Annotated in this window: 19 protein-coding genes and 1 pseudogene; 7 read left to right on the top strand and 13 right to left on the bottom strand. The window is 60.9% G+C overall.

The window, feature by feature from the left end:
- Window positions 1-413 precede the first annotated feature (413 nt).
- Together AC3WJW_RS18585 and AC3WJW_RS18580 are read right to left on the bottom strand one after the other, a co-directional pair.
- Window positions 414-1154: pseudogene (locus AC3WJW_RS18585) on the bottom strand (glutamate synthase-related protein); the annotation flags it as partial.
- A gap of 91 nt (window positions 1155-1245) precedes the next feature.
- Entirely contained in the window at window positions 1246-2046 is an 801-nt protein-coding gene (locus AC3WJW_RS18580) for a helix-turn-helix transcriptional regulator (RefSeq protein ID WP_493726922.1), read from the bottom strand.
- A gap of 124 nt (window positions 2047-2170) precedes the next feature.
- On the opposite strand from AC3WJW_RS18580, the gene AC3WJW_RS18575 reads away from it, so the two are divergent.
- From AC3WJW_RS18575 to AC3WJW_RS18555, 5 genes are all read left to right on the top strand, one after another.
- The gene (locus AC3WJW_RS18575) at window positions 2171-2992 is read left to right on the top strand and encodes a carbon-nitrogen hydrolase family protein (RefSeq protein WP_493726921.1); all 822 of its coding nucleotides are present in this window, start codon (window positions 2171-2173) and stop codon (window positions 2990-2992) included.
- Between the two features lie 138 nt (window positions 2993-3130).
- On the top strand, window positions 3131-4456 hold the full coding sequence (locus AC3WJW_RS18570) for an APC family permease (protein WP_493726920.1): 1326 nt from the start codon (window positions 3131-3133) through the stop codon (window positions 4454-4456).
- A gap of 154 nt (window positions 4457-4610) precedes the next feature.
- On the top strand, window positions 4611-5045 hold the full coding sequence (locus AC3WJW_RS18565) for an NUDIX hydrolase (protein ID WP_493726919.1): 435 nt from the start codon (window positions 4611-4613) through the stop codon (window positions 5043-5045).
- A 23-nt stretch (window positions 5046-5068) separates the two neighbouring features.
- The gene (locus AC3WJW_RS18560) at window positions 5069-5707 is read left to right on the top strand and encodes a LysE family translocator (RefSeq protein ID WP_493726918.1); all 639 of its coding nucleotides are present in this window, start codon (window positions 5069-5071) and stop codon (window positions 5705-5707) included.
- Between the two features lie 2 nt (window positions 5708-5709).
- A complete protein-coding gene (locus AC3WJW_RS18555; protein ID WP_493726917.1) occupies window positions 5710-6207 on the top strand; it encodes a GNAT family N-acetyltransferase in 498 nt (165 codons plus the stop codon).
- 132 nt (window positions 6208-6339) lie between these two features.
- On the opposite strand, the gene metR is transcribed toward AC3WJW_RS18555, so the two are convergent.
- Both metR and AC3WJW_RS18545 read right to left on the bottom strand, forming a co-directional pair.
- Window positions 6340-7257 carry a transcriptional regulator MetR gene (gene metR / locus AC3WJW_RS18550; RefSeq protein WP_008000240.1) on the bottom strand — a complete coding sequence of 306 codons (918 nt, stop codon included), beginning with the start codon at window positions 7255-7257 and terminating at the stop codon, window positions 6340-6342.
- A 108-nt stretch (window positions 7258-7365) separates the two neighbouring features.
- Window positions 7366-12600, bottom strand: coding sequence for a dermonecrotic toxin domain-containing protein (locus AC3WJW_RS18545; protein ID WP_493726916.1), 5235 nt, complete (start codon window positions 12598-12600; stop codon window positions 7366-7368).
- A gap of 218 nt (window positions 12601-12818) precedes the next feature.
- Between AC3WJW_RS18545 and AC3WJW_RS18540 the strand changes: the two genes are divergently transcribed.
- Entirely contained in the window at window positions 12819-13853 is a 1035-nt protein-coding gene (locus AC3WJW_RS18540; RefSeq protein ID WP_493726915.1) for an alpha/beta fold hydrolase, read from the top strand.
- Between the two features lie 91 nt (window positions 13854-13944).
- Here the strand turns inward: AC3WJW_RS18540 and aauR are convergent, their stop codons facing one another.
- From aauR to AC3WJW_RS18505, 7 genes are all read right to left on the bottom strand, one after another.
- Entirely contained in the window at window positions 13945-15273 is a 1329-nt protein-coding gene (gene aauR / locus AC3WJW_RS18535; RefSeq protein ID WP_493726914.1) for a two-component response regulator AauR, read from the bottom strand.
- Window positions 15270-17183 (bottom strand): two-component sensor histidine kinase AauS, encoded by a 1914-nt coding sequence (gene aauS / locus AC3WJW_RS18530; protein WP_493726913.1) that lies wholly within the window; start codon window positions 17181-17183, stop codon window positions 15270-15272. The genes aauR and aauS overlap by 4 nt, the downstream gene beginning before the upstream one ends.
- Window positions 17184-17352: 169 nt before the next feature.
- Entirely contained in the window at window positions 17353-18087 is a 735-nt protein-coding gene (locus tag AC3WJW_RS18525) for an amino acid ABC transporter ATP-binding protein (protein WP_015093699.1), read from the bottom strand.
- Window positions 18084-18755: an amino acid ABC transporter permease gene (locus AC3WJW_RS18520; RefSeq protein WP_102699059.1), complete on the bottom strand. Its 672-nt coding sequence runs from the start codon at window positions 18753-18755 to the stop codon at window positions 18084-18086. Before AC3WJW_RS18520 ends, AC3WJW_RS18525 begins: the two co-directional genes overlap by 4 nt.
- Entirely contained in the window at window positions 18755-19501 is a 747-nt protein-coding gene (locus AC3WJW_RS18515; protein WP_007975080.1) for an amino acid ABC transporter permease, read from the bottom strand. Before AC3WJW_RS18515 ends, AC3WJW_RS18520 begins: the two co-directional genes overlap by 1 nt.
- Before the next feature lie 193 nt (window positions 19502-19694).
- A complete protein-coding gene (locus AC3WJW_RS18510) occupies window positions 19695-20609 on the bottom strand; it encodes a glutamate/aspartate ABC transporter substrate-binding protein (protein ID WP_116581995.1) in 915 nt (304 codons plus the stop codon).
- A gap of 277 nt (window positions 20610-20886) precedes the next feature.
- Entirely contained in the window at window positions 20887-22515 is a 1629-nt protein-coding gene (locus tag AC3WJW_RS18505; protein ID WP_493726912.1) for a glucan biosynthesis protein D, read from the bottom strand.
- Between the two features lie 419 nt (window positions 22516-22934).
- Here AC3WJW_RS18505 and AC3WJW_RS18500 point away from each other — a divergent pair, with 419 nt between their 5' ends.
- The gene (locus tag AC3WJW_RS18500) at window positions 22935-23120 is read left to right on the top strand and encodes a hypothetical protein (RefSeq protein WP_046041279.1); all 186 of its coding nucleotides are present in this window, start codon (window positions 22935-22937) and stop codon (window positions 23118-23120) included.
- Between the two features lie 37 nt (window positions 23121-23157).
- On the opposite strand, the gene AC3WJW_RS18495 is transcribed toward AC3WJW_RS18500, so the two are convergent.
- Window positions 23158-23448, bottom strand: a complete 291-nt coding sequence (locus AC3WJW_RS18495; RefSeq protein WP_493726911.1) for a type II toxin-antitoxin system RelE/ParE family toxin — start codon at window positions 23446-23448, stop codon at window positions 23158-23160.
- Window positions 23426-23674 carry a CopG family ribbon-helix-helix protein gene (locus tag AC3WJW_RS18490; RefSeq protein WP_218501196.1) on the bottom strand — a complete coding sequence of 83 codons (249 nt, stop codon included), beginning with the start codon at window positions 23672-23674 and terminating at the stop codon, window positions 23426-23428. The genes AC3WJW_RS18495 and AC3WJW_RS18490 overlap by 23 nt, the downstream gene beginning before the upstream one ends.
- Window positions 23675-23741: the final 67 nt, after the last annotated feature.

Here is a 23741-nt window from a genome sequence, read left to right as displayed (position 1 = left end):
GACGACAAAATACAGCAGTCTTGATAGCTTAGCTTTCAAAAAAATTCAGCATGCGAAAACTTTCGCTCTCACGCTCCTCAACGGCCTAGAACAATCCAGGTCATTTTAAGAGCGGCGCGGCACCGAGCGTTGGACAATTATGGGCCTAAGATTATCTGAGCCTGCTTCTGAATTCTTCGTTTGGAAAAACTGCCGACCGTGTTGCAGTGAGGAGCGCCGCCTGCGAATGGATTGGGCTGATGCGTTGAATGAAGTGGCGGTGGAGGTCAACAGTAATAGCAGGTTCTTTCAATTTTTGTTGATCTGATAAATCTAACAAAAAATTGGAGAAATCGATTTTTTTGGTTGAAAGCAAGGGTCTTAGCGAAAAAAATTGCGCGAAATTTAAGGTCACCATATTGACAATATAACTTTTTGCCAATCTTGATTTCGATCATCCGCACCTGTGGCGTGCGGGCTTGCGCGGCGAAGCGTTCCGGGTCGAAGCGACCGTCGCTGGTGCGGCAGCCGAAGTAACCGCTGCCCAGTTCCCAGGTCAGGTCACCGCCGTGTTCCCGATGATAAGGGCTGATGCTGCCTTCGCCGGTGTCATGGGCGAAATTGCCGAGCCTGGCGCCCTGGTTCAACGCGCGGATGGCGTTGGCGCTGAGGGAACCGAAACTCATGGCTGAAATGTTGAACACCGACGCCGAATACGGCTGGGTGCACTGCGGGCCGCCGACGGTGACGCGGAAACTGCTCGGGTCGCTCAACGGTGCCGGGCGCATGGAGTGGCCGATGAATTCGAAACCCGACTGATACACGTCGATCAGTGTGCCGAAGGGTTTGTCGGCGGTTTCGTTCTTGGCCCGGGAATAAACCAGCGAGCGCTGGGCCCGGGAGAAGGGCAGGGCGTCGCTGTCGGACTCGAGCAGGTACTGGCGGATTTCCGGGCGGATGCCTTCGACCAGGTAGCGGATATTGCCGAGGATCGGGTAATTGCGCCGCACCGCGTGGGGGCTTTGCAGCAGATCGAACAGGCCGATCAGGCTGAGGACGCCGGTGACGGCGCTGATCGGCCAGAGCCAGTCATAGTCAAGAAAGGGCAGGCTGGCGAGGGTGAAGATTACGCAGACGGCAAAGAAGGCGTAGCGGCTCAGGAGTGACAGGCTCATACGGTTTCCTTGAGTTTTAAAGATCGCAGCCTTCGGCAGCTCCTACAGGGGAATGCGATCCATGTAGGAGCTGCCGAAGGCTGCGATCTTTTCAGGCATTTTGTGCCTGGAGAAAAATCGAAAACAGCTCGGACTGGGATTTGATCCCCAGCTTGCTGTACATGTGTTTCTTGTGGACTTTCACGGTTTCGACAGAGATTTCCAGCTTACGGGCGATTTCTTTACTGGAGCAACCGCTGAGCATCAGGCGCCCGACATCCAGCTCCCGTGCCGTCAACTGCGCGCCCTTGAGCTGCTGCACCGAAGCCTCCAGTTGCACCCGCCAGTCAGCTTGCGGCGGTGCGGGGGCCAAGGCCACCGCTTCATCGATTTCATAGGGTAGACGCTGGCGCAACAGGCCGAGCACCCATGGCTGGATCAGCGACAACAAGGCGATCTGCTGGCCGCTGAAGCGTTGCGTGCTGCCCAGGGACAGGCACAGCGTGCGGTCGCCTTCGAGCTGACAATTGAACTGGATTTCGTCGGCCACCACATTCAGACGAAAGTAGCGCTGGTAATACTCGGTCAGCTCGAAGTGCTCCGGGGCCACTTCCGACAGACGATACAGCCCGGTGCGCGACTGCTCGCGGCAGGCGATGTAGAAGGGGTCGAGCAGGTACAGGCCGCGCAGGTAATCCTGGAACAACTGATCGGGGCTGCCGTCCTCGCCAGGGCATTCGGCAAATACCTGCGGGCGCTGATCGGCGCTGAAAAGCAGGGCCACCCAACTGTCGAAGGGCACGTACTGATCCAGCAAACGTACCAGCTGGGTCCAGAAATTGGGCTTGTCCAGGGCGTCGATCAGTTGCCCCACCGAGCGGTGCCAGGCGATGTCGTCCAACGAGAGTGTCATGCATCTACCCCTATCGTGTTACCCCAGCGGCGTGATTCCCCGCCCGGTTGCTTGCTGCGCATACTGGCGCACAGACACCGACCGGGCAATCTTTCTGCCGCCCGGGCCACAACAAGGAATACCCATGAAGGTCGAACTCGCCCAATTGGCAGGCCGTGACAACGACACGGCCTACAACCTCCAACGCACCCTGGCGGCCATCGCCAGGTGCGCTGCCGACACGCAGCTGATCCTGTTCCCCGAAGGTCATTTGATGGGCTTCCCTTCGGCAGAGTCCGTGGCCGATGTCGCCGAACCGCTGGACGGTCCGTCCGTCAGCGCGGTAATCGCCGCCGCCCGCGAACGCAATATCGCCGTGGCCATCGGCATGGCCGAAAAAGACAACGGTCGCTTCTACAACACCACGCTGCTGATCACCCCTGAAGGCATCGCGCTGAAGTACCGCAAGACGCACTTGTGGGCCTCGGATCGCGGTGTGTACGAGGCGGGTGATCGCTACGCCACCTGTCTGTGGAACGGGGTGCGCGTGGGCCTGCTGATTTGCTACGACATCGAATTCCCCGAAAGCGCCCGCGCCCTGGCGCAACTGGGCGCTGAGCTGTTGATCGTCACCAACGGCAACATGGACCCCTACGGCTCGACCCACCGCACCGCCATCATGGCCCGCGCCCAGGAAAACCAGGCGTTTGCGCTGATGGTCAACCGGGTGGAAGAGGGGGATGGCGGTTTGTTGTTTGCCGGTGGCAGTGCGCTGGTTGATCCGCTGGGCACGCTGCTGTTCGAGGCCGGGCGCGAGGAGGGGCAGTTTGCCGTTGAGCTGGACCTGAAGCAGTTGACGGCGGCGCGTCAGGATTATCGGTACCTGGATGATCAGCGGCTGAGGTTGCCGGGGGAGGTGATTGAGCATGCTTGCGGATTGCGCGAGCTGATGATTCCCAAGGGCTGAAGATCAAAAGATCGCAGCCTGCGGCAGCTCCTACAGGGGAATGCGATCAATGTAGGAGCTGCCGCAGGCTGCGATCTTTTAACAACCGCGAAAAACCCGGCTCTGCCATAAATCCAATAAAATTCGGAGTAGTCGCTCATGGCTCGTTTGCAACGCACCCTGTCACTGGGGGCGGTGGTGCTGTTTGGCATCGCCTACATGACGCCGATCATTGTGCTCGGCACCTTTGGCATCCTCGCTCAATCCACCGCCGGCATGGTGCCGGCCGCGTACCTCGCGGCGCTGGTGGCGATGTTCTTCACCGCCATGAGCTACGGCCGCATGGCCTCGGCCTTCCCGGTGGCCGGCTCGGCCTACAGCTATGTGCGCAAGGCCATCAGCCCGAAACTCGGGTTCATCGCCGGTTGGGCCGTGCTGCTCGATTATCTGTTTTTGCCGATGGCGATCTGGCTGATCGGCGCAGCCTACCTCAACTCCGCGTTCCCGGCGGTGCCGCAATGGGTCTGGGTGCTGGCATTCATCGGCATCACCAGTGCGATCAATATCGTTGGCCTGAAACTGGCCAACGGCATCAACGCCCTGCTGATGCTGGTGCAGTTCCTGGTGCTGATCGCCTTCGTCGCGCTGTGCGTGCATTACGTCGGTGGTGATGCAAGCACGCCGTTGTGGTCGATCAAGCCCTTCTTCAATGGCGACATGCAGATGCCGCTGATCATGAGCGGCGCGGCCATCGCCTGCTACTCGTTCCTCGGCTTCGACGCCGTCAGCACCCTGACTGAAGAAACCCGCGATCCACGCCGTACCATCCCCCGGGCAATCATGTTGATCACCCTGATCGGCGGGCTGATTTTCGTCGGCGTGTCGTACTTCGTGCAGATCGCTCATCCGTCGTTCCAGTTCGAGAGTGTCGACTCGGCGGCCTATGAAATTGCCCGCAACATCGGCGGTGACCTGTTCGTCTCGATTTTCCTGATCGGCCTGATCGTCGGCCAGTTTGCTTCGGGCCTGTCGGCCCAGGCCAGCGGTTCACGGTTGCTGTACGCCATGGGCCGCGATGGCGTGCTGCCGAAGTCGTTTTTCGGCACCCTGCACGAACGCTTCGGCACGCCGATCAACAGCATCCTGCTGTGCGCGGTGGTGGCGTTGCTGGCACTGAAACTGGATGTCACCACCTCGACCTCGTTCATCAACTTCGGTGCGTTCCTGGCGTTCAGCCTGGTCAACCTGTCGGTGATCTTCCATTACTGGATCGGTGGCGACAAAAAAGGCCTGCGCGAATTCGTGCTGTTCCTGCTGTTTCCGTTCATCGGCCTGGCAGCGGATTTGTGGCTGATGGTCAGCCTCGATCACCTGGCGGTTTATCTGGGGTTGAGCTGGCTGGCGATTGGCGTGGTGTACCTGGCGGTGTTGACCGGCGGTTTCCGTCGGCAGCCGCCGGAGATGGATTTTCAGGAAGCCACGTAATACCCCCGTGTAGGAGCTGCCGCAGGCTGCGATCTTTTGATTTTTGCGATCAAGATCAAAAGATCGCAGCCTGCGGCAGCTCCTACAGGAGGTTTTTGATCTCGGCTGGCGGACATGTGATCCTTGGCGTTTTTGAGTTAAAGGCCTTCTGTTTATGACGACGTTTTCCATGCCTGCCTCCCGGACCATCCACATCGCCGCAGCCCTGTTGATCGGCCCCGATGGCCGCACGCTGCTGGTGCGCAAGCGTGGCACCACGGCGTTCATGCAGCCGGGTGGCAAGATCGAACCCCATGAATTGCCGGTTCATGCGCTGGCCCGGGAGCTGGAAGAAGAATTGGGTCTGGACATCGACCCGGCGCAGGCCGTTTACCTCGGTCCCTTCTCGGCACCGGCGGCCAACGAGCCGGGTTTTGTCGTACACGCCGAGCTCTTCCAACTGAACATTGATTCGGATGTCACTCCGGCGGCGGAGATCGAAGAGGTGATCTGGATCGACCCGGCCACCGAGGGTGGTGTCGTTCTTGCGCCATTGACAAGGGACCTGATCCTGCCGTTTTATCGAGCATCGCTGACTGCGATCGCCTGATCATCACGCAAAGGACCTCGCCCATGATCCCGCTTCAAGACCTGCTGATTTTTGCCGCTGCCGCGTTGCTGATGGTACTGACGCCGGGGCCGAACATGATCTACCTGATCTCCCGTTCGATCTGCCAGGGGCGCAAGGCCGGGGTAATCTCCTTGCTCGGTGTGGTCGCGGGTTTTTTCGTGCACCTGTTTGCTGCGGCCGCCGGTTTGACCGCGGTGTTCCTGGCGGTGCCGATGGCCTATGAGGTGTTGAAGTGGGCCGGTGCGCTGTACCTGTTGTGGCTGGCCTGGCAGGCGGTCAAACCCGGTGCGCGCTCGCCGTTCGAGGCCCGGCAGTTACCCCCGGATTCGTCGCGCAAGCTGATCACCATGGGCTTTCTGACCAGTGCCCTGAACCCGAAAATCGCGGTGTTCTATCTGTCGGTGTTTCCGCAGTTCATCACGCCGGAGCATGGCTCGGTGTTCAGTCAGAGCCTCATCCTCGGCCTGACCCAGATCAGCGTCAGTTTCTGCGTCAACCTGCTGATCGCCATGTTTGCCGCGGGTATCGCCTCGTGGTTCGTCAACAATCCGACCTGGCTGGCGATGCAGCGCTATTTCATGGGCTTTGTGTTGTCGGCACTGGCGCTGCGGCTGATGCTTGAGCAAAAACGGATGGCCTGAGCATGTGGATCGAGCGACTGGATGCCAGCCATGCCCTGGACTATCGGGCGCTGATGCTCGAAGCCTACGATCTGCACCCGCAGGCCTTTACCTCGAGTGTGCGTGAGCGGGCGGCGATGCCGCTGGGCTGGTGGGAGTCGCGCCTGACGAGCAAGCTGGACGTGGTGCTCGGGGCATTCGAGGACGGCCGGTTGGCCGGCATTGTCGGCCTTGCCTTCGAGCCTCGGGAGAAGGCCCGGCACAAGGTGACGCTGTTTGGCATGTACGTCTCGAAAACGGTTCGCCAGCGTGGGCTCGGCTATCAACTGGTTCAGGCAGCACTGACCGAGGCGCAGCACCATGCGGGTTTGCGCCTGATCCAGTTGACCGTCACCGCCGGCAACGATGCCGCGTTCAACCTCTACCGGCGCTGCGGTTTCGTCCAGTTCGGCCTGGAACCGATGGCCGTGCGGGTAGGGGAGGACTACTTCGACAAGATCCACATGTGGCGCGAGCTCTGAAGTCACCGCAGATCCCCTGTGGGAGCGGGCCTGCTCGCGATGGCGATTGGTCAGTCACACTTTCATCAGCAGACAGACCGCTATCGCGAGCAGGCTCGCTCCCACATTTGTTTGGTGTTGATCAAACAACCGCTATCGAACCGCACTCACACCATCCAACGTAGAAAACGACGTGTCCTTGGCCGTCAGCAAGAAGTCGCGCATGTACGGTGCATCGAGCATGTCGGCGCGGATCGCGGCATATAGCGTGGCGAACAAACCCTTCTCACCCAGCCGCTTGCCTTTCACATAACCCCGCGAACTGTATTCATGCAGCGCCCAATGGGGCATGCCGCACACGCCACGACCGCTGGCCACCAGCTGCATCATCATGACCGTCAGCTCCGAGGTGCGGACCTGGGCCGGTTCGATGTCGGCGGGTTCGAGGAAGCGGGTGAAGATGTCCAGCCGGTCCCGTTCCACCGGGTAGGTGATCAGGGTTTCCGGGAGCAAGTCTTCGGGGACGATATAGGCCTTGCCGGCCAGGCGGTGCTGGTTGGCCACCGCCAGCATCGCTTCATAAGTGAACAGCGGTACATAGGTAATCCCGGCCAGATCCAGCGGGTCGGAGGTCACCACCAGGTCCAGGTCGCCACGGGCCAGGGCCGGCAGTGGGGCGAAGGAGAAGCCCGAGGCCAGGTCCAGCTCGACTTCCGGCCAGGCATCGCGGAACTGGTCGATGGTCGGCATCAGCCACTGGAAGCAACTGTGGCATTCGATGGCCATGTGCAGGCGCCCGGCGGTGCCGCCGGCCAGGCGACTGATGTCGCGTTCGGCGGCGCGCAGCAATGGCAAGGTGGCGTCGGCCAATTGCAGCAGGCGCAAACCGGCACTGGTGAAGCGTACCGGTTTGGTCTTGCGCACGAACAACGGCATGCCCATGCGCTCTTCCAGCTCCTTGAACTGGTGAGACAGGGCCGACTGGGTCAGGTGCAGGCGATCGGCCGCATCCACCAGGCTGTCGGCTTCACGCAAGGCATGCAGGGTCTTGAGGTGACGGATTTCAAGCACCGGGGGCTCCATGAGTAAAACTTGTAGATAAACCGAAAAGATTGAGTTTGTCTCATGTTGATGCCGCTGTCCACGACGGGACACATTGCGTGCCCCGTCGTTGTCAGTTTACAGCGTGGAAAAGTGTTTGTTGCCCAGCGGTTTTCCGATGTCACCGCGCCAGATCGCGTCGACCGTACCGCCACTGGCGGCCACGGCCTGCTGCCATTTCAGGCCGAGGTTGCGTTGTTCCGGCAGTTTCAGATGACCTTTGACGAAGTCGCTGAACTGAGGCTTGGCCGAGGTGTAGTGGAAGTGGGCGTACCACAGGGTTTGCGCCGATTCGCTGCGCAGGTCGCGCACTTCGTACTCCTGCAGGAAATCCCGTCGTCCGTCGGCGCGTTTGCCCAGGTCACGCAAGCCACCTTCCTTGCGGATATCCACCACCCGTTGTTCAACCAAATAGTCCAGATAGCCTTCGGTCGGGGTTTTGCTGCTCATGCTTTGATTGATGCGCAGGGTGCGCCCCGTGCGCAACATCTCATCCGCCCGATTGCGCAGTTGCAGCGCTACGGCATCGGTGGGGGACAAGCGTTCGATGGCCCGGGCACGCATGGTCAACTCCGTGGCCTCGCTGCCCATCATGTGCTCAAGGTCGACCGGTCGCATGTCCTGCCGCGCATAGCCTTCGACTTTGCGGGTGTAGGCGTTTGCCGCCTCCAGCCTGGTCCTGGCTTCTGCCAGTAGCGGCCCGACATCGGTCGGCAGTTCCGGCTGCACGGAGCCCGTTGACTCGCTGAGGTGATATTTGCCGCTTGAGCGTGGCAGCCAGGTTTCCGTGTGGCCATCGACCCCTTCGATGGTGAAGCGCTTTTGCCGGGTGACGGCGTCGGTGCTGGCGATGCCGATCAGCAACTGGTTGTCTTCGGTCTCGAACAGTTGCTGTCCGGGCCGGCCTTCTTTGGGCACCACCGAAGGTCGCGTCTTGATGGCTTGGCGTGCAAAGTCTTCAACCTTGTCCAGGTTGTCCAGAAACGCGGTGACCTGTTCCAGGTCCAGATGCTGCGGATAGCCGAGGGTCCAGGCGCCCAGTTGACGGCGGAACTCGGTATAGGTGGCCAGGCAGTCTTCGAGGACTTTGCTGCGCTGGCTGACGCTGGCGTTCACCTGGGGTAGGTGATGTTGCGTCAGCAACGCGCGGCCGACCTTGTTGCGGACTGCTTTCAATTGCACGTGGAAGTACAGCCAGGACAGGTCGGGCACCGCGTCATAACGGGTGATGATTTCCAGTGTGTGCGCCGTTTTCAGGTAGAAGTGATTGGCGTCGCTGAACTTCTCATTCACGGTCGTCATGTCCCGCGCCATCTTTGATTTTTGCGTCCGGTTAGTGATCCGGCGGTTCCAGCGATTGGCTTCCTCGACCGCCGTATGGAGCTGCTCGAAATCCTTGAGAAAGTCTTTGCGGACCTCCTTGCGTTGCGCCATGAGCTGCAAGTGCGCGGCGGTATCGGTGAGCGGTGTGGTGTCTGATCGGGCGATCAACTGATCGATACGGTCCAGATGTTCCACCAGCCGTTCCTTGGTCAGGCCGATCCGCCGCACCGAACGGTCGACGATGATCCAGGCGCAGCAGCTTTGGAGGTCTTCGATCTGCACGCGTTTGCGGCCATGGCTGTACAGCATCAGCTCGTCGAGACTCTGGTAATGGGCCTGGGCAAGGTCGATATCGTTCGTGCAGGCGACATCGGCACGGGCGCGAAGGGCCGGACGCTGCTGGAGTTCGAGGCCGAAGTAGTGCTCAAGCAGGGTGTTGCTGCTGCGGGTCTGGGCATCGAGCCGTATCGAGTAGGCGTCGGCGGTATGGGTCAGGGTCAATTGCCGGCGCAAGGCGCGGTCCGTCCACCAGCGCGGCAGCCAGCGGCGAATGGCGGCAGGCCAGAGTGGGTCAAGCCCGTCGGCCATGTGCCCGAGCACTGCGCCACCGCCCACGCCGCCGCCTTCGATCACGGTGCCGTATACCGCGTAGTGGGTGTTCCAGTGGCCCGACTCATCGAGGGCGACTGGCTGTTTGTAGGTCCGGCTGCTGGTGCCGCTCAAGCGCCAGCGGGGTGGTGCGCCTTCCAGCTCGATGCGAAAGATTCGTCCCTGGCTGACCATGAAATGGCCGTCAGCGTGGCGATACACGTTGCGATAAATGCCTTCGCTGCCCGGTTGCAGGCCCGCGAGGGAAATCGGTTTTTCATATTCATACCCCTTGAAGCGCTCCAGCGACTGCCGTGCCTGGCGTTGCGTCGATACCTGCAAGGCCCGCGGACTTTTGCCCAGCGCCCGCCACTGACGATTGCGCGTGGCGATGCGGGCGACTCCGGGGGTGGCAGTGCTGCCGGGGAGAATGTCCATGACCGCGTCGATCAGCGACAACAGCACCGCCTCCACCTCGGCCAGGCCATGGCCGACATCACCGCGCAGGAAGGCCGCCACCGCCAGGTTGGCGCTGTTCCAGGCGTCGTACAGAGCGATGGTCGCACCGATGAAGGGCAGCATGCCCACGGCCATTTTCAGGTAGTTGAACATTGCGCCGGACTTCAAGGCGACCTGCTCCAGGTACAACGCATCATTGGAGCGCGAGGTCGCCCGATGGGCCTCCAGCAAACGGCCCATGTGCACATTCAGCAGGTGCGCTGCCAGAGATGTGCTCGCTGGCCAGGGCATACCGACGCCGATCAGCCCGTCGAAGTTTTTCAATAGGGCCTGGTTGATTCGGCTGACGTGGTGGGCGACATCCCCCGTCAAGGCGCGGCCGGCCAGGTAGTTGACCATCGAGCTGCGCAGGCAATCGTTGAACAGGCGCATCCGTGCCTGTTCAAGGCTGTCGAACTGGCGCAGATAAACGCCGTCGGGGCTGTCGGGCAGATAGAGCAGGGTCAGGCCGCTGACGTGCTCCACGATAAAGGTGACGCCGGACAAGGTGCTCGGTCCCTCGGCGTGGGTGTCCTTGCCGCCCACGGTCAGGTGCGCGGGCAGCAACTCGATGCGCTTGCCGTCGCTGGCAAAGGCTTCACGGCTGTTGGCGTCGATGGCGATTTCCAGCACTTGCCGGCCGTTGGCATCGATGTCCTTTGCCAGCTCGGCGAATTCGCCTTGCAGACGAAGCATCAGGCGCCACGGCTCACTCAGGCATTCGCGCCGATATTCATTAGCGAACGTCGATGCCGTCGGGGGGCCGAGAAAGGTCTCGCGGATCAGCCTTTCATATTGCCCGGCCAGATCCAGTTCGGTGACCAGCTTGCGCAGCCAGAGCGTGGTGATGGCGCTTTTCAGTTTCTGTTGTTGTGCGGCGTCGGCACCACTGACCTCGACCTGCATGAACGACAGTCGCCACCACATTTCCTGATCGATGTTGCCCAGCGCCAGCTCACCCAGGGACAGCTTGCTGCGCTGCTCGCTGGCGAACAGCACATTTTGCTGAGGGGTGCCCGGAGCGGCGCCTTCAATCACCACTTTCTGCCACCGAGTGGAATCGGGAACGTCGAGCAGCACCTCAAGCGGTTGAGTGAGGTCGAATTCCTCGCGCAGCCGGGCGTCGACAGCCTTGATGGCGAAGGCTTCCCGTGGCGGCAGTTCGCGTTCGAACCACGCGTGGGAGCGCTGCATCGCGGCGATACAGGATTTGAGCAGCGTCTTGAGCCGGTCACGCTGCACGGCGGGCAGTTCGCGATGCCACGACGGCAATTGAGCGGCCAGCGCACTGCTCTGGTTTTGCTCGACGATGCGGGCGTATACCCAGTCCCGGGCGGCGGATTGGGGGACGGTCAGGCAGGCGAGGGTCTGTTCGCGCAGTTTTTCCAGTTCGGCCGCACGCTGGCCGGTACGAGGCGGAACAGGATTGGCTGCGATGATCCGGGCCGCTTGTTGTTCACAGCTGTGGAGCTGGGTTTGCAGGGCGTATTCAAACGGCGAGCTGCTCAGAGGCAAAATGTGCAGTGCCAGGGCAGGGTCGTTGACCGGGCGTTTGAACAGCGACTGTTCCAGCAGCTGTCGAGAGGCAAACCGTTGCAGTCCACCGAAGCGTCCGGGCCAGTAGAGCAACAGGCTGTCGGTTGAATGGGCCAGCAGCGCCGAGGGGGTGGCAAACAGCAGAACGCCGTCCAGTTCCTCGGTTTGTGTGAGGCGGGTGTCGCCTTCGGTGTCGGTTGCCGACAGTTCCAGCCGCGCGACCACCAGGTCGGCCGCTCGGGGCTGGTTGGGGGCATCCAGCACACTGATGAGCCATTGATGCTCTTCACTGTTGATCTGATTCAGGCTCAATTGCAGTTCGGCTTCGGCGCGCAAACCGTCCTGGCGTGCCTGGTGCAGGGCGGCGTAATGCGGACCCGGCTGGTGGCGCAACTCCAGCCATTTGAGGTCATCGGCGGTGTCCAGTAGCGCCGTCGCGGCGGCGTTGCTGGCTTGCTCGGCGGCACTGAGGGCTTCGAGTTGCTGGTGCAGGCGTTGCAGGCGCGGATCCCTGGCATCCCCCGCAAAGTCATCGCCGAGCAGACTCTCCAGGGCCGTGCGTTGTTGTGCCAGCGCGCGGTGCCTCACGCCCAAGGGAATATCGGGACTGAGCTGGCCGAACAGGGCCGCGTCGTCGTCAGTCTCCACAAGGGGCAGGTCGGGGGGCGCGGCCAGTACGGCAGCATTGACGGGCCGGTCCGTGGGAGCGGTGGACAAGCGGGACAACAGGGCTTCGGCGCCGGTGTGCAGCACAGCCTTGTCGAGGACGGTGTAACCGACGCTGCCCTTGTCCATCGACAGCGGGGGCTGGTCGAACCGCTGTGGTTGATGCTCGGTCAACCAGCGCTCCAGTTCAATCCGGCTTTGAAAGGTCATCCAGACGGATGAGTGCGACGGCAGGTACAACAGCTGAGCGACCGGTTGCTCGGTATCCCGGGTGATGACCAGCGCGCCCGACAGCGGGGCAGACAGACCGTTGTCATCGTTGAGATTCAACTGTTCGACGTACACGGGGTGCTGGTCAGGCGTAGTTGTTTGTGCTGGCGGGTCGATGAGCGCCAGTAAGGTTTTGATCTGCCCGGCATCAAGGATGCCTTGGGCAAACGCCCATTGGCTCGACACCTCGAAATGCTGGCGATACAAGCGGATGGCTTGTTCCCGACGCGAGCGATCGGTGCCGAGCGCACGTGCGCTCCACCAAGCGGTGTCGAGCCGGGCTTGCGAGCTTTGCGCCATGAGGCTAAGCCACTGCTCGCAGCATTCTTCCCAGCGTGCCGAGGCGCTCAGGCTCAGGCCCTGGTCCGGGTTGGCGGGCAATGGGTAGTTGAGGCCGAAATCGGCCGTAAGGGGGGTGGTTTCGTCAACCATGACAATGAGTCTCCAGAAAGCCGGGCCGTGCCGGCGGTACGGGCATTAGGCGGCAGTCGACAGGAGGGCGGGCGGTACATAGTTATCGCGAAGCCGGGTGTGACGCCGGACGACCGCCCGGCGCTCTTCATCAAACTGTCATGGAACTGTGGCAGCGCGCTTGAACAAACTTCATCAGACTCGCGCTCTACTGGGGTTCTGCGTTTTGGTGTTTTTTCATGGGTGCTGCATTCTTTTCACGAATCATGTTTCTGGCCGCGCTGTTGTTCGGCCTGCCGTCCCTGGCGGCTTCGCGTTGTGACGTCAACGTTCCGACCGAACGGGTGGATCTGGCCCAGGTGAGCCTGGCGTACCAGAGCATCGGCCGTGCCTCGGATCCGGCCTTGCTGCTGGTGATGGGCCTGGGCGGGCAGTTGATCCACTGGCCGGACGAGGTGGTGGTCGCCCTGTGTCAGCAGGGGTTCCGGGTGATCCGCTATGACAATCGCGATGTCGGCCTGTCGACCTGGCGGCAAGCCCCGGCCGAAGCCAACCTGACGTTCGAAGTGCTGCGCTACAAACTCGGCTTGCCGGTGTCGTCGCCGTACTCGTTGACCGACATGGCCGACGATGGCCTGGGCTTGATGGATGCCTTGCACATCGATCAATTCCACGTGTTGGGCGCCAGCATGGGCGGGATGATCGCCCAGCACATGGCGGCCATGGCCCCGCAGCGGGTCGAGAGCCTGACCCTGATCATGACCAGCTCCGGGGCCGAAGGCTTGCCGGCGCCGAGTGCGGCGCTCGTGCAATTACTCGCGCGACGTGGCGCACCGAACCGCGAGGTGGCCCTGGAACAACAGGCCGACTTGCTGGCGGCGCTGGGCAGCCCGATGGTGAGCGATGATCGTCAGGTGCTGTTGCATCAGGCGGCGCAGTCCTATGACCGGGCGTTCAATCCCGAGGGCGTGAAACGCCAGATCATGGCCATTCTCGCCGAGCCGAGCCGGGTCGCGCTGCTCAACCAGTTGCGGGTGCCGGCGCTGGTGGTGCATGGCACGGCCGACCCATTGCTGCCGGTGATGCACGGGGTGCATCTGGCGGCGCATCTGCGTGGCAGTCAGTTGGTCTTGATTCCGGGCCTGGCCCATCGTTTCCAGGAGGCGTTCAAGGCGCCGTTGCTGGCGGCGGTGTTGCCGTACTTGCGCGAGCATCGTGAAGACACTTCGCACTGGGCGCAGATCGAGCCGGTGGCCGATCACAATCTCCTGTAGGAGCTGCCGGAGGCTGCGATCTTTTGATCTTGAAAATCAAAAGATCGCAGCCTTCGGCAGCTCCTACAAGGCGTGGGCGATCAGGTTTTGCTCAATGGCTCAGTCCGTACTTTTTCACTTTGTCGAACAGCGTGGTCTTGGCCATGCCCAGTTCCTGGCTGGCCTGGGTCAGGTTGCCGCCGCTGCGTTGCAAGGCATCGCTGAGCAGGTTGCGCTCGAAGGCTTCCACCGCTTCGGCAAAAGCCAGGCCTTGATTGCTGCCGCCGGCACCGGTTTTCTTGAACGCCGGCAGGCCCAGGGCAAAGCGCTCGGCCACGTTGCGCAGCTCACGCACGTTGCCCGGCCAGTCGTGGCTCATCAGGTTTGAAACGGTCTGGTTGTCCAGCTCCGGCACCGCGCGGTCGAAGCGCAGGGACGACTGCTGCAGAAAGTGTTCGAACAGTTGCAGGATGTCCTCGCGGCGCTCGCGCAGCGGCGGCAGTTCCAGGGTCACCACGTTGAGGCGGTAGTACAGATCGCTGCGGAACTCGCCGGCCTTGCTCGACTCGACGAGGTCGGATTTGGTCGCCGCGATGACGCGGCAATCCACCGCCACGCTCTGGTTCGAACCGAGGCGTTCGAGGGTGCGTTCCTGCAATACCCGCAGCAGCTTGATCTGCAAGGGCAGGGGCATGCTTTCCACTTCGTCGAGGAACAGCGTGCCGCCGTCGGCGTGTTCGATCTTGCCGATCCGTCGTTTGCCCGCACCGGTAAAGGCGTTGGCTTCGTGGCCGAAGATTTCGCTTTCGAAGAGGTTCTCCGGCAGACCGCCGCAGTTCAAGGCGACGAACTGCTTGGTGTGCCGCCGACTGAAATCATGCAGGCAGCGCGCGACCAGTTCCTTGCCGGTGCCGGTCTCGCCTTCGATCAACACGTTGGCCGACGTATCGGCGACGTTGGCGATCAGTTCCCGCAGGTTCTGCATGGCCGGCGAGCGCCCGATGATCCGCCCTTCGAGGGAGTCGCGCTCGGCCAGTTGCCGGCGCAGCGACGACACTTCCCGCGCCAGGCTGCGTTGCTCGAGGGCGCGGCGGGCCACGTCCACCAGGCGCTCCGGGGAGAACGGCTTTTCCATGAAGTCGTAGGCGCCTTTCTGCATCGCATCGACGGCCATGGAGATGTCGCCGTGACCGGTGATCAGCACCACCGGCAGGCTGCGGTCGCGCTCCTTGAGCCGGGTCAGCAACTCCAGGCCATCGATGCCCGGCAGGCGGATGTCGCTGACGACGATGCCGGCAAAGTTGTCGCCGACCCGCTCCAGGGCTTCTTCGGCGCTGCCTACGCCAATGCAGGGAATGTCTTCCAGGGTCAGCGCCTGTTGGCAGCCGAGCAGCACATGGGGGTCGTCTTCGACGATCAATACACTAAGGTCGTTGTTCATATTGGCTCGGCGGGAGTGGGGCTTACCAACGGTAAACTGAGGACGAATGCGGTACCACCGCTGGCCGGGTGCTCGACACCCAGGTGACCGCCGGTGGCGGCGGCCAGACTGGCGGAAAGGGTCAGGCCAAGGCCCAGGCCCTGTTCGCCGGGTTTGGTGGTGAAGAAGGGTTCGAACAGGTGCTTGCGCGCTTCGGCGTCGATGCCGTGGCCGTTGTCACGCACGCGCAGCCGGTATTTGCCATCGAGGGTTTCGCCTTCGAGCCACAGCTCCGGCAGCGGCTGTGCTTGCATCGCATCCAGGGCGTTACCGATCAGGTTGACCAGAATCTGCTCCAGGCGGGTCTGGTCGATTTGCACCTGCACCGCGTCAAAATGGCGGTGCAATTGCAGAGGGGTGTTTTCCACCCGCGCGCCGTGCAATTGCAGGGCCGCGTCCACCGCTTTGCCAAGGCAGGCCTGACCCTTGTCGTCACCGCGGCGGGCGAACGAGCGCAGGCTGGCGGTGATGCGGCCCATGCGGTCGATCAGTTCGTTGATGGTCTTGAGGTTGGTGCTGGCGACGTCGAGCTGGCCGCGTTCGAGGAAGCGCACGGTATTGCCGGACAAGGTACGCAACGCCGCCAGCGGCTGGTTCAGTTCGTGGGCGATGCTGGTGGACATCTGGCCGATGGCTGCGAGTTTTCCGGCCTGTACCAATTCATCCTGGGCGCGGCGCAAGGTCTCTTCGGCGTGCCGGCGTTCGCGGATCTGCCCTTTGAGCCGTTCGTTGCTGGCGCGCAGGTCGGTGGTGCGTTCGGTAATCCGACGCTCCAGCTGGTTGTTGGCTTCCTGCAAGGCTTCCCGGGCCGCGAGGCGGGTGGCGATCACCTTGCGCCGCTCGTTCCAGGCGATCAACAGAAAGGCGCAGAGGGCAAACGCCACGGCCACCAGAATCCCCTGGTTGATCGCTTCGCGGCGCAAGTCCTGGAGCGGCGTGAGCAGGGTGAAATTCCACGGCGTATCGCTCAAGGGCCGGGTTTGCGACAGGTAGCTGATGTTTTCATCGTCGCGATCTTGTTGGAGCAGCAGTTCACTGTTGGCCGGGAACGTGAGTTTTTCCACGCCTTCGGACAGGGTTTCCCGGGCCAGCGGCTGCAGTTCGTTGAGCGGGAACCAGTAGTACTGCAGGCTGCGGGCGAGTTTTTCCTTGGTTTCTTCGCTCAGCGGCACCACTGATTTCAAGCGTCGAGCCGGATCGCTGGAGAGAATGATGATGCCGTTCTCGTCGCTGACGAAGGCTTCCAGGCGTGCGCGTTGCCAGCGTTCTTCCATGGCTTCCAGACGAACCTTGACCACCGCGACGCCGATGATCTTGCCGTGTTCTTCCAGGCCGTGGGCCAGGTAGTAACCGGGTTCGCCGTTGGTGCTGCCGATGCCGTAGAAACGCCCCGGCTGACCGCGCACGGCGTTCTGGAAGTAGGCGCGAAAGGACAGGTCTTCACCCAGGTAACTGTCGACATCGCGCCAGTTGCTGGTGGCCATGACGCGGCCGGTGGTGTCCATCACGTAGATGGCCCGACTGCGGCTGCGCCGGTTCAGGCCTTCGAGGTAATCGTTGACCGTTTGCCGGTGTTCCGGGGTCGGGTCGGCCAGCAACTGCGAAACACTGGTTTCGAGCTCCAGCAGGCTGGGCAGGTAGGTGTATTTGCTGATTTCGCTTTCGACGGCACGGGCGTGCAGTTCCAGCTGACGCTGGCCGTTTTCGCCGAGGTTGCGAATGCCATAGTGCTCACTGATCCAGAAGCCGATATAGCCCAGGCCGATCATCATGGCGATGATCAGTGGCGGCAGGAACAAATGACGAACCAGACGGGGTTTCACGGCGAGTGATGGCGACGCTGCGCGATAAATATTAGGGTCGCATTTCATCACAGATGCCTTGGGTCAACCACCACTACAGCCTTGACGCGCCCTTGTAGGAGCTGCCGCAGGCTGCGATCTTTTGAACTTGATCTTTTGTGACCGGACGATCGCCAGAATCAAAAGCAAGATCAAAAGATCGCAGCCTGCGGCAGCTCCTACAGGGGCGGCGGCGGTTTTAGTGCTGCAGAATCTTGTTGAGGAAGTGCTGCGTACGCTCGGCACGGTGGCTGATGTCGCCGAAGAACTCTTCTTTCTTGCAGTCTTCGATGATCTTGCCCTGGTCCATGAAGATCACCCGGTCGGCCACTTTACGGGCGAAGCCCATTTCGTGGGTCACGCACATCATGGTCATGCCTTCGTGGGCCAGTTGCACCATCACGTCGAGCACTTCGTTGACCATTTCCGGGTCCAGCGCCGAGGTCGGTTCGTCGAACAGCATGACGATCGGGTCCATCGCCAGCGCACGGGCAATCGCCACGCGCTGCTGCTGACCACCGGACAGTTGGCCAGGATGCTTGTGGGCATGGGCCGAGAGGCCGACGCGCTCGAGCAGTTGCAGGCCTTTCTTGGTGGCTTCTTCCTTGCTGCGGCCCAATACCTTGATCTGCGCGATGGTCAGGTTCTCGGTGATGGTCAGGTGCGGGAACAGCTCGAAGTGCTGGAACACCATGCCCACCCGCGAACGCAGCTTCGGCAGGTTGGTCTTCGGGTCGGCGATGGAGGTGCCGTCGACCACGATGTCACCCTTCTGGAACGGCTCCAGGGCGTTGACGCACTTGATCAGGGTCGACTTGCCGGAACCGGATGGCCCGCACACCACGATCACTTCGCCTTTTTTGACCTCGGTGCTGCAATCAGTCAGAACCTGGAAGTCCCCATACCACTTGTTGATGCTTTTGATAGAGATCATACGGCGAACCTTTTTTGCAGACGCTTGACCAGCTGCGAGGCGGCAAAGCTGATGATGAAGTACACGAGACCCGCGAAAATCAGGAACTCATTGGAGCGGCCAATGATGTCGCCACTGGCGCGCGAAGCATTGAGGAAGTCCACCAGGCCGACGGCGTAGACCAGCGAGGTGTCCTGAAACAGGATGATGCTCTGTTGCAGCAACAGTGGCGTCATCTTGCGGAACGCCTGCGGCAGGATGATCAGGCGCATCATCTGGCCGTAGGACATGCCCAGCGCCTGGGCGGCGCCCATCTGGCCCTTGGGAATCGACTGCACGCCAGCACGGACGATTTCGCAGAAGTACGCCGCTTCGAACATCATGAACGCCACGATGCACGAGGCGAACGCGCCGATCGGTGTGTCTTCGCCGGTGATCCAGCGCAGCACGAACGGCACCGCCAGGTAGAACCAGGTGATCACCAGCAGCAACGGGATCGAGCGGAAGTAGTTGACGTACGCGCCGGCGATGTTCGACAGCAGCTTGTTGTGGGACAGACGCATCAACGCCAGGATGGTGCCGAGGATGATCCCGCCGACCACGCCCATGGCCATCAGCTTGAGGGTCATGACCATGCCGTTCCACAGGCCCGGCAGGGACGGGATGATGCCCGAGAAGTCGAATTCCATCATTTACCCCCTACGGAGATCAGGCCCGGTACGGCGACTTTCTTCTCGACCAGGCGCATCAGCAACATCAGGCTCATGTTCAGGGTGAAGTAGATCAGCGTTGCCAGGGTAAAGGCTTCGAACAGGTTGGCGGAGAACTCGGCGGTCTGTTTGGTCTGCGCGAGCAGTTCCATCAAGCCGATCAGCGAGGCCACGGAGGTGTTCTTGAAGACGTTCAGGAATTCCGAGGTAAGCGGCGGAATGATGATCCGGTAAGCCTGGGGCAGCAGCACGTTCCAGTAGATCTGTGGCAGCTTGAAACCCATGGCGCGAGCCGCGGATTCCTGGCCTTTGGGCAGGGCCTGGATACCGGTGCGCACCTGTTCGCACACCCGCGCGGTGGTGAACAGGCCCAGGCACACGACGACGCTGAGGAAGGCCGAGGTGGTCGGGTTCAGGTCCTGCTTGTACCACTCTTGCAGGTCCGCCGGCAGCAGGTCGGGTACCAGGAAGTACCAGATGAACAGCTGAACCAGCAGCGGCACGTTACGGAAGAGTTCGACGTAGCAGGTGGCGATGCCCGATACGATGCGGTTCGGCACGGTACGCATGACGCCCAGGATAGAGCCCAGTGTCAGGGCGATGATCCAGGCCGCGATGGCGATGCCGATGGTCCAGCCCAGACCGGACACGTACCAGTCGAAATAGGTCTCGCTGCCCACGCCGGTGGACTTGAAGAACACGCCCCAGTCCCAGTTGTAATTCATTAGGGTCTCCCCTCAGTTCAATCGATGTACAAGTGCCCGCTTGGGGGAAGCTCCGTTCCCGCCTGATCTCGACGATCAGGCACACGCTCCCGGCTCGACAGCCACCGGTTCGAGTGTTTCCAAAAATTCCAGCAGGAGGTGACCACCTCCTGAAAGGGCGGCGGCCCTCTCAGGAGATAAGGTTAGTCAGAAATCAGGACTTCTTGTCGTCAGCCGCTTTATCAGTCGGATTGGCGATCAGGGCCTTGAGCTCGTCGCTCATCGGGAAGTTCAGGTTCAGGCCTTTTGGCGGGATTGGCTGCATGAACCATTTATCGTAGATCTTGTTGATCTCGCCCGATGCGTAGGTGGCCTTGATGGCGTCATCCACAGCCTTTTTGAACGGCTCGTCGCCTTTGCGCACCATGCAGCCGTAGATTTCGTAGGACTGTGGAGTACCGGTCACGGCCCAGTCGCTGGCCTTTTTGGCCTTGGCCGCTTCACCGGCCAGCAGGGCGTCGTCCATCATGAAGGCAACGGCACGGCCGGTTTCCAGCATCTGGAAGGACTCGCCGTGGTCTTTGGCGGAGATGACGTTCATGCCCATCTGCTTGTCGGCGTTCATCGCCTTGAGGATGCGCTCGGACGTGGTGCCGGCGGTGGTCACGACGTTCTTGCCGGCCAGGTCAGGGAAATCCTTGTACTTGGAGTCTGCCTTGGACAGCAGACGAGTACCGATTTCGAAGATGCCGACGGAGAAGTCAACCTGCTGCTGACGCTCGACGTTGTTGGTGGTGGAACCGCACTCGAGGTCCACGGTGCCGTTCTGCACCAGCGGGATACGGGTTTGCGAAGTCACCAGGTTGTATTTGACCTGGAGGTTCGGCATGTCGAGGTCTTTTTTCAGGGCTTCGACGACTTTCAGCTGGATGTCGTGGGAGTAGCCGACCGGTTTGCCGGTAGCATCCGCGATATAGGAAAACGGAATGGAAGCGTCGCGATGGCCCAGGGTGATGGTGCCGGACTCTTTGATCTTCTTCAGGGTGCCGGTGAGTTCGGCGGCGAAAACCGGAGTGCTGATCAGAGCGGCAGCAATGGCTGCGCCCAGGATATGGGGAACGATGCGCATCAAATTTTCCTCGACTTTGTTTTTTTTATGGAGCCAGTTCATCGGCCCTTTTGTGCTGCAAAACACCTGAGCGCCACGTTGAGTGAGCGCAAAGGACATTCGTCGAAGAAGTGTAGAGCATGACTCGTGCCAGACCAGTCTGTATTAGTCAAAGCATTGATTTATAAGGAAATTAAGTTTTTGTTGCGCTGAAGTATCAGTGAAATGATCCGGTTAACCGAACCGACCAATAGGTCGCGTTCGGAAAACCGAATGCTGGCAGGGTGCTACCCGATCATCAGGTGTACTTGCGCTTGTCCGGCGCTGGCGGGAAGTACTGGTACAGCCAGGTCTCACTCAGCGTGCCGTCGTTGGTGCGGATGAACAGGCGCAGTTCGACGGGCTCCACGCTGTCATTGGTCGGGTACCAGTCAAACAGGACACGGTAGCCCTTGATGTCATCGAGCTTGAGCACGCTGAAATCCTTGACCTCGCCGTTCGAGCAAGTGACCACCGGCTCGATGCCCGCGCCCTCGGGCAGGCGGTCCAGGCCGCCGCCGGTGAAGTCCACGGCAAAACGACGGGCCCAGACCGGCGGGTAATGCTCGCCCGGCGCCCAGCCTTCGGTGAAACCGCCCATCCCGGAGCGGGTGGCATTGACCCGCGCCAGCGGCGTGCCGACCGGTGGCAGCGCGCTCCAGTAGAGCTTGTAGCCGTAGTTCAGCGAATCGCCGGCAGCCACCGGTTTCTTCGGGGTCCAGAAGGCGACGATGTTGTCCATGGTCTCGCCGGTGGTAGGGATTTCCAGCAGATCGACCGAGCCTTCGCCCCATGCGGTGGTCGGTTCGACCCACAGGCTCGGGCGGCGGCTGTACCAGTCGACGGTGTCCTGATAGCTGGCGAACTCGTGGTCGGTCTGCACCAGGCCGAAACCTTTCGGGTCCTTGTCGGCGAAGGCATTGAATTGCAGGGTCGCCGGGTTGTTCAGCGGACGGCAGATCCACTCGCCGTTGCCGCGCCACATGGCCAGGCGATCGGAGTCGTGGATTTGCGGGTGAATGGTGTCGCACATGCGGCGTTCGTGGGTGCCGCAGCTGAACATGCTGGTCATCGGTGCGATGCCCAGTTGATCGATGGCGGTACGGGCATTGACGTGGGCATCGACCTCCATCACCACGCGCTCGGCCTGGCAGTCGATATCGAAACGGTAGGCACCGGTGGCGCTCGGCGAGTCGAGCAGGGCGTAGACCACGAAGCGGGTGCTGTCCTTGTCCGGCGTCTCGAACCAGAACTTGGTGAAGTCGGGGAATTCTTCGCGCTTCTTGGCGTAGGTGTCGATGGCCAGCCCGCGGGCCGACAAGCCGTACTGGCCGGTGGCGTCCACCGCACGGAAATAACTGGCGCCAAGGAAGGACACGACGTCGTGCTTGTCCAGTTCCGGGGCCTTGAACAACTTGAAGCCGGAGAAACCCAGGTCGCCCTTGAGCTGAGCGGTGTCGACCGTGGTGTTTTCATAGTTGAACAGTGACGGGCGGAAATGCACCTCGCGGGCCATCCGGGTTTTCGGGTCGACGCTGTACATGCGCACCGGCTGCTTGAACCCCATGCCGACGTGGAAGAACTGCACGTCCAGTTGGCCCTTGAGTTCTTTCCACAACGAATGATTGCCGTCGTAGCGGATCGCATTGAAGTTCTGCGGCGTCATGGTCGCCAGGGTCGGCGGCAACTGTTGCTTGGTGTCCTGGTAGCGATTGCTGGCGAGCTGTTTGGCCTGGAGCTTCAGCGCCTCGAAATCGAATGCGCTGGCCTCGCCATCAGCGGTGTCGCCGCTGGCGGCCCAGGCTTGGGCGGCCAACAGACCCGTGGCGGACAAACCTGTGTAGGCCGCGATGGCCATGGAGGCTTTGAGCAAGTTCCTGCGGTGCATAAATACAACCTGTCGTGAGCAATCCCGCGCCGTTCCTGGCACGTGCTGGATCAGAAAAAACGGTTCGGACATGCCTTCGGCCAAACGCAACGGACTGTAGAACAGATGCCCGACAGCTTAAACCGTTCGATTGCAGAGCAAAATTGATTGATGGCACAGCGCCGGTTCGGCAATGAAACAAGACATGTCGGGAAACAATTCCGACAGGGGTTTCTGATTTACAGGGCATTTCTGCTTTTTTCGACTAATTACTCTAAAAACCGCTTTTCAGCGCCCGGAATATTTCTATTCTGTGCACATGACCGGTTTATGCCCTTCGGACCGGTGCGGTTCAGCGGGCACCCAGCGGCTGCTGAAAAAGGGATAGGGCGATGCGGTTTTTTGCAGTTTTCTTTGACGTATAGAGAAGGACATCGTCCATGTCGAAAGTACAAGGCATCACCGAAATGTTGGGAATCTTTCCGTGCCTGGCCCTGGGGCGACGAAGACGCCGCCTCAACAGCGAGGAAATGAAACTGGTGGAACGGTATAGGGAGTTGTCGGAGAGCGACAGGATCGCGATGAGGTATCTGGTGGATGCGATGAGGAGTGTTTCGCGGTTTTGAAGCAAATGGGGCATCCCGTCCTGGCTGGATGCCCTTATTACCAATCCTGAGAGCGCTCGGATCGCTGATGCAGCACGCGCAGAACTTGTACCTGGCCTTGGGAAAATCGGTAGGGGGCGATAAAGGGAAAACGGCCAAGTACCAACTCTCGGACATCGGGCATGCCTGAAGGCCTGCCCGAGCCGGGAAACTGTTCCAATAGTTCAAGGGATTGCAAAATCGTGGAAATGATTTCGAAGGCGACTTTTGCGCCAACTACCTTTCGGTAGTGCTCATGGATGGCATCGAGATCGCTTTCGGCTTTTTCAGTCAGTACTACGCTCGGCACGTTTTGCCCACTTAGCCTTCACGGCATCCAGATCGGTGAGTTTCCCCGCGTCGGCATCGGCGATGCCGTCACTGATGGCTTGCAGATGCCAGGACTCGGCTTCCACATATCGAACCAATGCACGCTTGAGATGGTACTGACGATCTCTGTCGGTCGCCGCAGCCAATAAATCCAGCTGCTGAGCCAAATGTTCTTCGACGCGAAAAGACAAAACGGGTGAGGCCATGATGGCTCTCCTAAGGTGTATACGCTGTAAACGACGTAAACACCCTAGGCCGAGCCGGGGTTTTCGT

This window comes from Pseudomonas sp. GW821-FHT07G06, from assembly GCF_058986625.1.
This window is presented reverse-complemented; position numbering and strand designations above follow the sequence as displayed.

Excerpts from the sequence above, each read along its gene's own strand:
- AC3WJW_RS18580 (WP_493726922.1), bottom strand. The coding sequence starts at position 2,046 with ATGACACTCTCGTTGGACGACATCGCCTGGCACCGCTCGGTGGGGCAA.
- AC3WJW_RS18575 (WP_493726921.1), top strand. The coding sequence starts at position 2,171 with ATGAAGGTCGAACTCGCCCAATTGGCAGGCCGTGACAACGACACGGCC.
- AC3WJW_RS18570 (WP_493726920.1), top strand. The coding sequence starts at position 3,131 with ATGGCTCGTTTGCAACGCACCCTGTCACTGGGGGCGGTGGTGCTGTTT.
- AC3WJW_RS18565 (WP_493726919.1), top strand. The coding sequence starts at position 4,611 with ATGACGACGTTTTCCATGCCTGCCTCCCGGACCATCCACATCGCCGCA.
- AC3WJW_RS18560 (WP_493726918.1), top strand. The coding sequence starts at position 5,069 with ATGATCCCGCTTCAAGACCTGCTGATTTTTGCCGCTGCCGCGTTGCTG.
- AC3WJW_RS18555 (WP_493726917.1), top strand. The coding sequence starts at position 5,710 with ATGTGGATCGAGCGACTGGATGCCAGCCATGCCCTGGACTATCGGGCG.
- AC3WJW_RS18545 (WP_493726916.1), bottom strand. The coding sequence starts at position 12,600 with ATGGTTGACGAAACCACCCCCCTTACGGCCGATTTCGGCCTCAACTAC.
- AC3WJW_RS18540 (WP_493726915.1), top strand. The coding sequence starts at position 12,819 with ATGGGTGCTGCATTCTTTTCACGAATCATGTTTCTGGCCGCGCTGTTG.
- aauR (WP_493726914.1), bottom strand. The coding sequence starts at position 15,273 with ATGAACAACGACCTTAGTGTATTGATCGTCGAAGACGACCCCCATGTG.
- aauS (WP_493726913.1), bottom strand. The coding sequence starts at position 17,183 with ATGAAATGCGACCCTAATATTTATCGCGCAGCGTCGCCATCACTCGCC.
- AC3WJW_RS18525 (WP_015093699.1), bottom strand. The coding sequence starts at position 18,087 with ATGATCTCTATCAAAAGCATCAACAAGTGGTATGGGGACTTCCAGGTT.
- AC3WJW_RS18520 (WP_102699059.1), bottom strand. The coding sequence starts at position 18,755 with ATGGAATTCGACTTCTCGGGCATCATCCCGTCCCTGCCGGGCCTGTGG.
- AC3WJW_RS18515 (WP_007975080.1), bottom strand. The coding sequence starts at position 19,501 with ATGAATTACAACTGGGACTGGGGCGTGTTCTTCAAGTCCACCGGCGTG.
- AC3WJW_RS18510 (WP_116581995.1), bottom strand. The coding sequence starts at position 20,609 with ATGCGCATCGTTCCCCATATCCTGGGCGCAGCCATTGCTGCCGCTCTG.
- AC3WJW_RS18505 (WP_493726912.1), bottom strand. The coding sequence starts at position 22,515 with ATGCACCGCAGGAACTTGCTCAAAGCCTCCATGGCCATCGCGGCCTAC.
- AC3WJW_RS18500 (WP_046041279.1), top strand. The coding sequence starts at position 22,935 with ATGTCGAAAGTACAAGGCATCACCGAAATGTTGGGAATCTTTCCGTGC.
- AC3WJW_RS18490 (WP_218501196.1), bottom strand. The coding sequence starts at position 23,674 with ATGGCCTCACCCGTTTTGTCTTTTCGCGTCGAAGAACATTTGGCTCAG.